Source organism: Thiemannella venezuelensis, assembly GCF_014203605.1.
GTDB classification, from domain to species: Bacteria; Actinomycetota; Actinomycetes; order Streptosporangiales; family Streptosporangiaceae; genus Planomonospora_A; species Planomonospora_A venezuelensis.
Genome location: NZ_JACHJJ010000013.1, coordinates 64,476 through 75,908, shown reverse-complemented (window position 1 = coordinate 75,908; position 11,433 = coordinate 64,476). Strand labels below are relative to the sequence as shown.

Annotated in this window: 10 protein-coding genes; 9 read left to right on the top strand and 1 reads right to left on the bottom strand. The window is 74.4% G+C overall.

Annotation, left to right across the window (positions count from 1 at the left end):
• Window positions 1-9: 9 nt before the first annotated feature.
• The 9 genes from FHS22_RS19765 to der all read left to right on the top strand — a co-directional run bounded on the left by FHS22_RS19765 (window position 10) and on the right by der (window position 9,305).
• A complete protein-coding gene (locus FHS22_RS19765; protein WP_338047834.1) occupies window positions 10-918 on the top strand; it encodes a tyrosine recombinase in 909 nt (302 codons plus the stop codon).
• A gap of 97 nt (window positions 919-1,015) precedes the next feature.
• Window positions 1,016-1,963 carry a ParA family protein gene (locus FHS22_RS19760; RefSeq protein ID WP_184943835.1) on the top strand — a complete coding sequence of 316 codons (948 nt, stop codon included), beginning with the start codon at window positions 1,016-1,018 and terminating at the stop codon, window positions 1,961-1,963.
• Window positions 1,964-2,089: 126 nt separating this feature from the next.
• Window positions 2,090-2,959 carry a segregation and condensation protein A gene (locus FHS22_RS19755; RefSeq protein ID WP_184943704.1) on the top strand — a complete coding sequence of 290 codons (870 nt, stop codon included), beginning with the start codon at window positions 2,090-2,092 and terminating at the stop codon, window positions 2,957-2,959.
• Entirely contained in the window at window positions 2,949-3,605 is a 657-nt protein-coding gene (scpB, locus tag FHS22_RS19750) for an SMC-Scp complex subunit ScpB (protein ID WP_260408103.1), read from the top strand. Before FHS22_RS19755 ends, scpB begins: the two co-directional genes overlap by 11 nt.
• A complete protein-coding gene (locus tag FHS22_RS19745) occupies window positions 3,602-5,293 on the top strand; it encodes a pseudouridine synthase (RefSeq protein WP_184943703.1) in 1,692 nt (563 codons plus the stop codon). The genes scpB and FHS22_RS19745 overlap by 4 nt, the downstream gene beginning before the upstream one ends.
• A 77-nt stretch (window positions 5,294-5,370) precedes the next feature.
• The gene (gene aroH, locus FHS22_RS19740; protein WP_184943702.1) at window positions 5,371-5,730 is read left to right on the top strand and encodes a chorismate mutase; all 360 of its coding nucleotides are present in this window, start codon (window positions 5,371-5,373) and stop codon (window positions 5,728-5,730) included.
• A gap of 64 nt (window positions 5,731-5,794) precedes the next feature.
• Window positions 5,795-7,042 carry a prephenate dehydrogenase gene (locus FHS22_RS19735; protein WP_184943701.1) on the top strand — a complete coding sequence of 416 codons (1,248 nt, stop codon included), beginning with the start codon at window positions 5,795-5,797 and terminating at the stop codon, window positions 7,040-7,042.
• Window positions 7,043-7,227: 185 nt separating this feature from the next.
• Window positions 7,228-7,884, top strand: a complete 657-nt coding sequence (cmk, locus tag FHS22_RS19730) for a (d)CMP kinase (RefSeq protein ID WP_338047833.1) — start codon at window positions 7,228-7,230, stop codon at window positions 7,882-7,884.
• A gap of 50 nt (window positions 7,885-7,934) precedes the next feature.
• Window positions 7,935-9,305 (top strand): ribosome biogenesis GTPase Der, encoded by a 1,371-nt coding sequence (der, locus tag FHS22_RS19725; RefSeq protein ID WP_260408113.1) that lies wholly within the window; start codon window positions 7,935-7,937, stop codon window positions 9,303-9,305.
• Between the two features lie 75 nt (window positions 9,306-9,380).
• Here der and FHS22_RS19720 read toward each other — a convergent pair whose 3' ends face one another.
• Window positions 9,381-11,426 carry a multicopper oxidase family protein gene (locus FHS22_RS19720; RefSeq protein ID WP_184943699.1) on the bottom strand — a complete coding sequence of 682 codons (2,046 nt, stop codon included), beginning with the start codon at window positions 11,424-11,426 and terminating at the stop codon, window positions 9,381-9,383.
• Between the last annotated feature and the right edge of the window lie 7 nt (window positions 11,427-11,433).

The window sequence follows — 11,433 nt, the reverse complement described above, 5'->3', positions numbered from 1 at the left end:
ACGGAGACGGTGCTCTGCCGCTACCTCGCCCACCTGGCGGGGGAGCGGGGCCTGGCCGCCAACACGCTGGCCTCCTACCGCCGTGACCTCGTGCGGTACGTGGAGTACCTCAGGAGCCGGGGACGCGTCACCTTCGGCGAGGTCGCCGAGGCCGACGTCACGGCGTTCCTGACCGCGCTGAGCGAGGGCGACGAGGAGCACCGCGCCCTCGTCGCCAGTTCGGCGGCGCGGGCCGTCTCCGCCGTGCGCGGCCTGCACCGCTTCGCGGTGCGCGAGGGCGTGTCCGGTCACGACCCGGCCTGCCGGATCCGCCCGCCGCGCCGGCTCCGGCGCCCGCCCAAGGCGATCGGGATCGGGGAGGTCGAGCGGCTGATCGCCGCCTCCGGTCCCGACGGCGCCCCGCTCACCCTGCGCAACAGGGCACTGCTGGAACTGCTGTACGGCACCGGCGCACGCATCTCCGAGGCGGTCGGCCTCACCGTGGACGACGTCGACCTCGATCCCCGGGCCCGGCAGGTCAGGCTGGGCGGCCAGGGCGGGCGGCCCCGGCCCGTGCCGCTCGGCCGGTTCGCCGGCGAGGCGCTGGAGGCCTATCTCACGCGGGCCCGGCCGGGCATCGCCGCCCACGGCCGCGGCACCTCCGGGCTGTTCCTCAACGCCCGCGGCGGCAGGCTCACCCGCCAGGGGGCCTGGGAGGTCCTCCAGGCCGCCGCCGAGCGCGCGGGGCTGGACGGGGTGTCACCGCACATGTTGCGGCATTCGTTCGCAACGCACCTCCTGGACGGCGGTGCGGACGTTAGGGTAGTGCAGGAGCTTCTCGGCCATGTTTCGGTGACCGCCGCCCCGGCGGGCCTCCCGGCGACGGCCGACGGGTTCCGGGAGATATACGCCGCGGCGCACCCGCGTGGGCGGCGTTGACAGCCGTTGCGGCCGGGCGTGCCGTCTTGCCGCATACGTGTTGTCGTCGTAGTGTCCGTCCGGACGGTCCGGTTCGAGACCGTCAGGGAGGTTCTGACTGGTGACTGTGACCGACGGTTCCATCCGGGGGACGACCCCCGGAAACCCCGAGAACCCTTGGGGGGACACCAAGACCGCGGGGGCCCCTCGCGGCGGGGGGGTCCTCGGCCCGACCATGCGGCCTCGCCCGGTGTTCCCCGAGCCGCGCCCGCGGACGGTCCACGGACCGGCCCGCGTCGTCGCCATGGTCAACCAGAAGGGCGGCGTCGGCAAGACGACCACCACCATCAACCTGGGCGCCGCGCTGGCCGAGGCCGGGCTGAAGGTGCTGCTCGTCGACTTCGACCCGCAGGGCGCCCTCTCGGTGGGCCTCGGGATCAACCCGCTCCAGCTGGATCTGACGATCTACAACCTCCTCATGGACCGCCAGGTCACCGCGGAGGACGTGCTGCTGGAGACCGGTGTCGAGAACATGGACCTGCTGCCCAGCAACATCGACCTGTCCGCGGCCGAGGTCCAGCTCGTCACGGAGGTCGCCCGTGAGCAGGTGCTCGGCCGGGTGATCAAACCCCTGCTGCCGGAGTACGACGTCTGCCTGATCGACTGCCAGCCCTCCCTCGGCCTGCTCACGATCAACGCCCTGGCCTGCGCGCACGGTGTCATGGTCCCGCTGGAGTGCGAGTTCTTCGCGCTGCGCGGCGTCGCGCTGCTCATGGACACCATCATCAAGGTCCAGGAGCGCATCAACGAGGAACTGGTGATCGAGGGCCTGCTCGCCACGATGTTCGACGCGCGCACCCTGCACGGCCGCGAGGTGCTGGCGCGGGTGGTCGAGGCCTTCGACGAGAAGGTCTACCACACCGTGATCAACCGCACGGTCCGCTTCCCCGACGCCACCGTGGCCGGTGAGCCCATCACCACCTTCGACTCCTCCTCCCTCGGCGCCAGCGCCTACCGCGAACTGGCTCGCGAGGTCCTCGCCCGCTGGGACGCGCAGGGCAGGTGAGGCCGGTCCCGGGCCCGGGCGGCTGAAACGCCCTCCGCACGGCCACGCCGCCGGGCGGTGGCCACCGGACGCCGCCGGCTCCTCCGGAGCACCCCCGGACGCGCCCGGGTACGCCACAATGGCGGGATGACCGAGCAGCCCCAGACGACCGACGACGGCACCTTCCGGGTGCACCTGGAGGTCTTCGAAGGCCCCTTCGACCTGCTGCTCGGCCTGATCTCCAAGCACAAGCTGGACATCACCGAGGTCTCGCTCAGCCGGGTCACCGACGAGTTCATCGCCTACATCCGGGCCAGGGGGCCGGAGTGGGACCTGGACCAGACGAGCCACTTCCTCCTCGTGGCCGCGACCCTGCTCGACCTGAAGGCCGCCCGGCTGCTGCCCTCCGGCGAGGTGGACGACGAGGAGGACCTCGCCCTGCTGGAGGCCCGCGACCTGCTCTTCGCCCGCCTCCTGCAGTACCGGGCCTACAAGGAGGTCGCCAAGGTCTTCTCCGGCAGGATGGCCGAGGAGGCCCTGCGCTTCCCCCGGACCGTGCCGATGGAGGCCAGGTTCGCGAACCTCCTGCCCGAACTGGTCCTCGGCATCGGCCCCGAGCGCCTCGCCGAGATCGCCCGGCGCGCCTTCGCGCCCAAGGCGCCGCCGTCGGTCTCGGTCGCCCACATCTACCAACCGCTCGCCAACGTCCGCGAGCAGGCGGTTATCCTTGTCGAACGGCTGCGGCGGCTGCGCCGGGCGACCTTCCGGGCGCTCACCTCCGACTGCGCCGGCACCTTCGAAGTCGTCGCGCGCTTCCTGGCCGTCCTGGAGCTCTTCCGGGAGGCGGCGGTCTCCTTCGAGCAGGTGGAGCCCCTCGGGGACCTGCACGTGACCTGGACCGGCAGCGACGACGGGGACGTCGTGGTGGCGGACGACTACGACGACCGAGCGAGGAAGGAACCCGCCGATGGCCGAGCCGGCGACCGAACCGACGACGGCCGAGCCGATGACGACTGAGCCGACGGCGACTGAGCCGACGGCAGCCGGACCGCTTCCGGCGGAGCCGCCGGCCACCGGGCCGGAGGCCGGGTTCACGGCCGGGCCGGAGACCGGAGGAAGCGGGCCGGGACTGCGCGCCGGACTGGAGGCGATCCTGCTCGTGGTCGACGAGCCGGTCGCCGAGGTGACGCTCGCCCAGGTGCTGGAGCGGCCCACGAGGGAGGTCGCCGCCGCCCTGCGGGAGCTGGCGGCGGAATACACCGCGGCGGGCCGTGGTTTCGATCTGAGAGAGGTCGCGGGCGGCTGGCGGTTCTACACGCGGGCCGAGTGCGCCCCTGTCGTGGAGCGGTTCGTCCGCGACGGCCAGCAGACGCGGCTCACCCAGGCCGCCCTGGAGACCCTGGCCGTGGTCGCCTACCGGCAGCCCGTGAGCCGGGCGAGGGTGGCGGCCATCCGAGGCGTCAACAGCGACGGTGTCATCCGCACGCTGGTGACCAGAGGGCTGGTCGAAGAGGCCGGCACCGAACCGGAGAGCCAGGCCGTGCTCTACCGGACCAGTTCGTACTTTCTCGAGCGGATGGGCCTGCGGGACCTCGATGAGCTTCCCGAGCTGGCCCCCTTCCTGCCCGACGACGTGGAAACCCTAGAGGAGCACAGACAGTGAACAGCAGGCGTAGCACCCCGTCCGGTGATGGACGCGGTCGAGGCCGTGGCGGCGCCCCGCGTGGCGGCGCCCCGCGCGCGGGCGGCAACTCCCGCGGTGGCGGCGGGTTCCGCGGCGGCTCGTCCTCCGGCGGCTCCCAGGGAGGCTTCCGCGCCGACAGCCGCGGCTTCCGCTCGGACTCCCCGCGTCGCGACGACCGCGGCGACGCCCCCCGGCGGGACGACCGCGGTTTCCGCCCGGAGCGCCGCGACGACCGGGACTTCCGCTCCCAGGGCCGCGACGACCGGGGCGGCTTCCGCGCCGACCGCCGTGACGACCGGGGCGACCGGGGCGGTTTCCGGGCCGAGGGGCCGCGCGGCGAGGACCGCGGCGGCTTCCGCCCGGAGCGCCGCGACGACCGCGGCGGGTTCGGCACCCGTGACGACCGGGGCGGCTTCCGTTCCGACCGCGAGGGCTCGCGAAGCCGGTACGGCAGGCCCGCGGAGGGCGAGCGCGGAGGGTTCCGCGCCGAGCGGGGCGACGAGGGCCGGGGCGGCTTCCGCTCCGACCGCCGCGACGACCGCGGCGGGTCCGGTTCCCGTGACGACCGGGGCGGCTTCCGCGCCGACCGGGACGGTTCCCGTGCCGACCGCCGTGACGACCGGGGCGACCGGGGCGGTTTCCGCGCAGAAGGACCGCGCCGCGACGACCGGGGCGGTTCCCGGGCCCGCTACGGCAGGAACGAGCGCCGGGACGAAGTGCAGACGATCGGCGGCAAGCGCGCCGGCCAGTACGGCCCGGGCCGTGCGACTCCGGGCCGTGCGACTCCGGGCCGTGCGACTCCGGGCCGGGCCTCCGCGGCCAAGGCCGGGGACAGGCCCGGCGCGATCGAGAACGACCGCTTCAAGACCGCCCGCCAGCCCATGCGCGACTCCGACTTCTACGACCGCGACTACACCGACGAGCGCGACACCACCGAGGTGCCGGGCGGCGTCCGGCTGCAGAAGGTCCTCGCCCAGGCGGGCGTGGCCAGCCGCCGCGCCTGCGAGGACATGATCGGTGACGGCCGGGTGACGGTCGACGGCCAGGTGGTCCGCCGCTTCGGCGCCCGGGTCGACCCGGCCAGGCAGGTCATCCACGTGGACGGCAAGCGGCTGCCGACCATGCCGGACCTGGTCTACTTCGCCATCAACAAGCCGATCGGCGTGGTCAGCACCATGTCCGACCCTGAGGGCCGGCCGTCCCTGGCCGACTACGTGGCCGACCGCACCGAGCGCCTTTTCCACGTGGGCCGCCTCGACACCGAGACCGAGGGCCTGATCCTGCTCACCAACGACGGCGAGCTGGCCAACCGCCTGACCCACCCCAGCTACGGCGTGCAGAAGAAGTACTGGGCGAAGGTCCCCGGCCGGATCAAGCCCGACCTGGCCCGCCGCCTGAAGAAGGGCGTCGAGCTGGAGGACGGCATCGCCAAGGCCGACTCCTTCGCGCTGGTCCAGGAGCACGGCCAGCAGGCGCTGGTCGAGATCGTCCTGCACGAGGGCCGCAAGCACATCGTCCGGCGCATGCTGGAGGAGGTCGGGCACCCGGTCATCGACCTGGCCCGCATCGAGTTCGGCCCGGTCAAGCTGGGCCGCCTCAAGCCGGGCACCGTCCGTGCGCTGACCGTCAAGGAGGTCGGCGAACTGTACGCCGCCGTCGGGCTGTAACCTTCCGGAATACACACGTTCGGGACACGCCGGACCACCCCCTGGTGGTCCGGCGTGAGCGGTACGGAGGAACGACGATGGTGCGGGCGATCCGCGGGGCGATCCAGGTCGAGGGCAACGACAGGGACGCCATCCTGTCCGGGGTCACCGAGCTGGTCAGCGAGGTGATGAACCGCAACGGGCTCACCACCGACGACGTGATCAGCGTGATCTTCACGGCGACCCCCGACCTGACCGCGGAGTTCCCCGCGCTGGCCGCCCGCAAGCTCGGCTTCCACGACGTGCCGCTCATCTGCGCCTCCGAGATCGACGTGCCGGGCGCGCTGCCCCACGTCGTACGGCTGATGGCCCACGTGGAGACCGGCAAGTCCCGCCAGGAGATCCAGCACGTCTACCTGCGCGGCGCGGTGGCCCTGCGCGTGGACATCGCCCAGTGAACCCCCCGTGCCATTCCCCGTTCCCGGCGGCCCCCTCGCGGGTCTCCACGCCAGAGGAGCCCGCATGAGCGGCCTGGAGAGCGTTCTCATCGTCGGCACGGGCCTGATCGGCACCTCGATCGCCCTGGCCCTGCGCGAGCAGGGGGTCACGGTCTACCTGACCGACCGCGACGCGGCGGCCGTACGGCTGGCCAGGGAGCTGGGCGCGGGCATCGAGTGGCACCCCGGGCGCCCCGCCGACCTGGCCCCGGACGTCGCCTGGCACCCCGGGCGCCCCGTGGACCTGGCCGTCATCGCCGTCCCGCCGCACGTGGTCGCCGAGCAGCTCGCGCAGCTCCAGCGGGCCGGGGCCGCCCGGTTCTACACCGACGTGGCCAGCGTCAAGGCGCTCCCGCTCCGGCTGGCCGGAGAGCTCGGCTGCGACCTGACCACCTACGTCGCCGGGCACCCGCTCGCCGGCCGGGAGCGTTCCGGGCCCGCCGCGGCCCGCGCCGACCTGTTCCTCGGACGGCCGTGGGCGCTGTGCCCGACGGAGGAGACCTCGCCCGAGGCGGTGGAGCTCCTGCGCGGCCTGGTCAAGCTCTGCGGCGGCGAGGTCGTCGAGGTCGACGCCGTCCAGCACGACCGGGCCGTCGCACTGGTCTCGCACGCCCCCCACGTGGCCGCCTCCGCGGTGGCCGCCCGGCTCGCCGACGCCCCGGCGGCCGCGCTGGGCCTGGCCGGGCCGGGCGTCCGGGACGTCACGCGCATCGCGGCCGGGGATCCCGGTCTGTGGACCGGCATCCTGTCGGGCAACGCGCTCCCGGTGGCCGACGTCCTGGAGGCGGTCGCGGCCGACCTGGCCGCCGCGGCCGCCGCGCTGCGCGCCTCCGCCGCCGAGCCCGTCCCCGGGCCGGCCGCCCCCGCCCCCGCCCCCGCCCCCGCCCCCGCCCCCGCCCCCGCCCCCGCCCCCGCCCCCGCCCCCGCCGCCGATCCCGTTCCCGCCGCGCCGGCCCCGGTCTCCCCCGAGGGCGGCGCGATGAGCACGGTCACCGACCTGCTCCACCGCGGCGTCGCGGGGACCGGCCGGATCCCCGGCAAGCACGGGGGCCCGGCGCGCACCTACACGGCCGTCCAGGTGATCATCGGCGACCGTCCGGGCGAGCTGGCCCGGCTGTTCCAGGTGGCCGAGGAGACCGGCGTCAACATCGAGGACGTCCGCCTGGAGCACGCCCCGGGCCTGCCGCTGGGCGCGGCCGACCTGTTCGTGCAGCCCGAGGCGGCCGACACGCTCTCGGCGGCCCTGCGCGCGCACGGCTGGCACCTGCCCTGAGGCCCGGCCCGGAACCCGGCCGGACCGGAACCCGCCCGGACCGGGGGAGGGCGGGCCCGCCGCCACGGGTCCCGGCCTCGCGGAGCCCGCGGGCGGTGGCGCGCGGCCGCATGATGGCGTGGCCGCGTTCCGGCTCCCGGTAGCCTCGTACGAACAACCGAATCGGGTGCAAGGGAGAGGGCGCCGTGACCGGACTGGTCGTCGCCATGGACGGGCCCTCGGGGTCGGGCAAGTCGAGCGCGTCGCGCGGGGTCGCGCGGGCGCTGGGGCTGCGGTATCTCGACACCGGGGCGATGTACCGGGCGATCACGTGGTGGATGCTCAGCCACGGCGTGGACCTCGCCGATCCGGAGGCCGTCGCGGCCAGGGCGCAGGAGCCGGTGCTCACGATGGGCACCGATCCGGACGCGCCCTCGGTGGCCGTGGACGGCGCCGACGCAGCCGGTCCCGTCCGCACCGCCGAGGTCACCGCCGCCGTCTCCGCGGTGAGCGCGGTGCCCGAGGTGCGGCGCCGGCTCGTCGCCGAGCAGCGGGAGATCATCGGCGCGGGCGGCATCGTGGTCGAGGGCCGCGACATCGGCACCGTGGTCGCGCCGGACGCTCCGGTCAAGATCTACCTGACCGCGAGCGCGGACGCCCGGGCCGCCCGCCGCAGCGCGGAGCTCGACGGCACCACGGTGGAGGCGCAGAAGGCCGCCATGGCCCGGCGCGACACCTTGGACTCGACGAGGAAGACCGACCCGCTGACGATGGCGCCCGACGCCGTCGAGCTGGACACCACACCGCTGAACCTCGACGAGGTCATCGCCGAGGTCCTACGCGTCATCAAGGAAAAAGTGTGACTGGGGAATACGACGACGACCGCGGCTGGATCGACGCTGAGCTCGCCGATCTGGGGACCGAAGACAGCTCGACGGACGAGGCGCCGGACTCCGGTCCGCTGCCCGTCGTGGCCGTGGTGGGCCGCCCCAACGTGGGCAAGTCCACCCTGGTCAACAGGATCATCGGCCGCCGCGAGGCGGTCGTGGAGGACGTGCCCGGCGTGACCCGGGACCGGGTGACCTACGAGGCCACCTGGCGGGGGCGCCGGTTCACGGTGGTCGACACCGGCGGGTGGGACCCCGACGCGACCGGCATGGCCCTGCGGATCGCCGAGCAGGCGCAGATCGCGGCCGAGCTGGCCGACGTCATCCTGTTCGTGGTGGACGCCGCCGTCGGCGTGACCGACTCCGACGAGATCGTCGGCCACGTGCTGCGCGGCTCCGGCAAGCCGGTCATCCTGGCCGCGAACAAGGTCGACAACCAGCAGATGGAGCTGGAGGCCGCCGCGCTCTGGTCGCTCGGCCTGGGCGAGCCCCAGCCGGTCTCCGCGCTGCACGGCCGCTCCAGCGGAGACCTGCTCGACGTGGTGCTGGACAAGCTGCCCGAGACGCCTCCGCAGCGTTTCGGCGCCGAGCGGGGCCCGCGCAGGGTCGCGCTGCTCGGCAAGCCCAACGTGGGCAAGTCCTCGCTGCTGAACAAGCTCGCGGGCAGCGAGCGCGTGCTCGTCGACCCGATGGCCGGAACCACGCGCGACCCGGTCGACGAGCTGATCGAGCTGGGCGGCAGGACGTGGCGCTTCGTGGACACCGCCGGCATCCGCCGCCGCGACCGCGAGCTCAAGGGCGCCGACTTCTACGCCAGCATGCGGACCAGGGGCGCCCTGGAGCGCTCGGAGATCGCGATCGTGCTCATCGACGCCAGCGATGTGCTGACCGAGCAGGACCTGCGGATCATCTCGCTGGTGATCGAGTCCGGCCGGGCCATGGTCGTGGCGTTCAACAAGTGGGACCTGCTGGACGAGGACCGCCGCTACTACCTGGAGAAGGAGATCGACCGCCAGCTCGTCCGCGTGCCGTGGGCGCTGCGGGTCAACATCTCCGCCAAGACCGGCTGGCACGTCGACCGGCTCGTCCCGGCCATCGAGAAGGCGCTGGACTCCTGGTCCACCCGCGTGCCGACGGCCCGCCTCAACGCCTTCCTCACCGATCTGGTCGCGGCCACCCCGCCGCCGGTCCGCGGCGGCAAGCAGCCCAAGATCCTCTTCGCCACGCAGGCGGCGACGGAGCCGCCGAAGTTCGTGCTGTTCACCTCGGGCTTCCTGGAGGAGACCTACCGCCGCTTCATCGAGCGCCGGATCCGCGAGGAGTTCGGCTTCGCCGGGTCGCCCCTCGAGGTCACGATGAAGATCCGCGAGAAGAAGCAGGCGCAGAAGAAGAGGTGACGGGTCCCGGAGACCCGGTGCGAGCCGTACAGGACGATCCTGTGCGGCTCGCGCCCGTTCTCCGGGATAGCGGCCTCACTCGGGGTGGTTGCCCGAGGCGTGGCCCGCGTCGTAGGGGGTCGTCACGCCCTCGTAGGCGAAGTGGAAGGTCATGCCGAGGGCCGCATGGCTCAGGTCGTGGCAGTGGGACATCCAGATGCCCGGGTTGTCGGCGCGCATCGCCACCTCCCACACCTCGCCGGGCCCGACGTCGAAGGTGTCGGTCCACACCGGGGCGGTGGCCGGGACTCCGTTGCGGGACAGCACCAGGACGTGGTGCCCGTGCGGGTGCATGGGGTGGGTGTCCCTGCCGCGGTTGGCCACGGTGATCTTCACCAGGTCGCCTTCCCGGACGACGGGGAAGGAGATGTCCGGCCAGACCTCGCCGTTGACCGTGTGCGCCAGGGCCGGTGCCCCGTCGAGCATGGCCAGACCCCGGTCGAGCACCCAGGTGACCTCCCGGTCGAAGGAACCGAGCTCGGGCAGGCCCCCGGAGCCGTAGACGGTGACGTCCAGCAGCGGGCCGGCGGCGGGCGGCGGGGCGGCGCCCGGTCCCGGGGTGACGAGCAGGCCGAGGTCGGCCCGGTCGTCGACGGAGAGCAGGACGGGCGCGGCGGGCATGGTGAAGGTCAGGTCGTAGCGGCCGCCCGCGGCCAGCCGGACCCGCGCACCGGTCACCTCGCGCGCGCCGGGCAGGTCCCGGCCGTCCACGGCGGAGATCCGGTACGGCGCGCCGCTCAGACCCAGGGTCCGCCGGGCGTTGTCGGTGCCGGTGACGCGCAGCCGGACCGGGGTTCCGGGGGAGACCCGGAGCAGGGCCAGGCCCTCGGCGGGAGGCCGGTCGTCGACGGCCGTGGTCGGGACGCCGCCGAGCACGTGGACGGAGACCGTGTGGTCGGAGACCGCGCCGGGGGAGGTCGCGGGGGCCTCCGCGGAGGCTCCGGCCGGTTCCCCCGCGGTCTCCTCCGGGGAGGCCTCCGCGGGACCCTCCCCCGGAGCGGGCGCGGGATCGACGACGAGCATGCCGTACAGGCCCATGCGGACGGCCTGGTCCGACAGGTCGTGGCTGTGGTACCAGTAGCTGCCGGGATCCTCGGCCAGGAAGCGGTAGACGAACTCGCCCCCGGGCCGGACCGCGTCCTGGGTGACCCCGGCGACGCCGTCCTCCCCCGCGGGGACGTCGTAGCCGTGCCAGTGCAGGGTCACGCCGAGACCGGGCATCGCGTTGCGCAGCCGTACCTCGACCAGCTCGCCCTGGCGGGCCCGGATCGTCGGGCCGGGGACCGTGCCGTTGAAGGTCCACGCCTCGACCCGCCTGCCGGAGGCCAGGATGACGGTCGCGGGCCGGGCGGTGAGGGTGAAGCGGCGGACCGCCGCCCCGGTGGCGGGCCCCCGCAGGTCGGTCACCGGCCTCGTGCCCGTCACCGGGCGGACGCCCTGGCCGGAGTGGTGGGCGCCGAGGTCGAGCCGGTCCGGGATCCTGCTCGACCAGGCCGACAGCCCGGCCCAGACCAGGGCGGAGCAGAGCACCGCGATCCCCGCCGTCGTGCTCCGGCGGCCCCGCCCCCGGGCACGGAGCGCCGCGGCGGTGGAGGATCCCGCGGGGGGATCCGCGGGGGAGGAGAGACGGCGGCGGGTGATGACGGTGGCGGTGACCACCAGGGCGACCAGGAACGCGGCGGTGACCGGGGGGACGGGGTAGGAGACCGTGAGGGCGGCCAGGACGCCGCCGGCGGCGCCGTAGGCGGCGGCCAGGACGGGGACGGCGGTGGACGGGGCGGGATCGGGCCGCAGCAGCCGCGGCACGGAGAGGACCGCCGCGGCCAGCGCGGGGACCGCCACCAGGGGGAGGGCGAGCAGGAGCTTGTCCGCGGCGAACCACCAGCCGGACCGGCTCAGCGCGACGGCCAGGGCGAGGCGGCCGCCCGTGGCGGCGAGGGCGCCCAGAGTGAGAGCGAGGGCCGCGAGCCGGGTGCGGCGGTCGCGGCGGGCCGCGACCGTGGCCGCCCCGGCGCCGAGCCAGAGCACGGCGACCAGAGCGAGCACGATGTGGTCGAGGGCGAGGAGTCGTGCGGTGGTCATCTTTTCA

What these genes read in the sequence shown, in the direction of transcription:
- FHS22_RS19735 (WP_184943701.1), top strand. Translation starts at nt 5,795, where the DNA reads ATGAGCGGCCTGGAGAGCGTTCTCATCGTCGGCACGGGCCTGATCGGC.
- FHS22_RS19755 (WP_184943704.1), top strand. Translation starts at nt 2,090, where the DNA reads ATGACCGAGCAGCCCCAGACGACCGACGACGGCACCTTCCGGGTGCAC.
- aroH (WP_184943702.1), top strand. Translation starts at nt 5,371, where the DNA reads ATGGTGCGGGCGATCCGCGGGGCGATCCAGGTCGAGGGCAACGACAGG.
- scpB (WP_260408103.1), top strand. Translation starts at nt 2,949, where the DNA reads ATGACGACTGAGCCGACGGCGACTGAGCCGACGGCAGCCGGACCGCTT.
- FHS22_RS19720 (WP_184943699.1), bottom strand. Translation starts at nt 11,426, where the DNA reads ATGACCACCGCACGACTCCTCGCCCTCGACCACATCGTGCTCGCTCTG.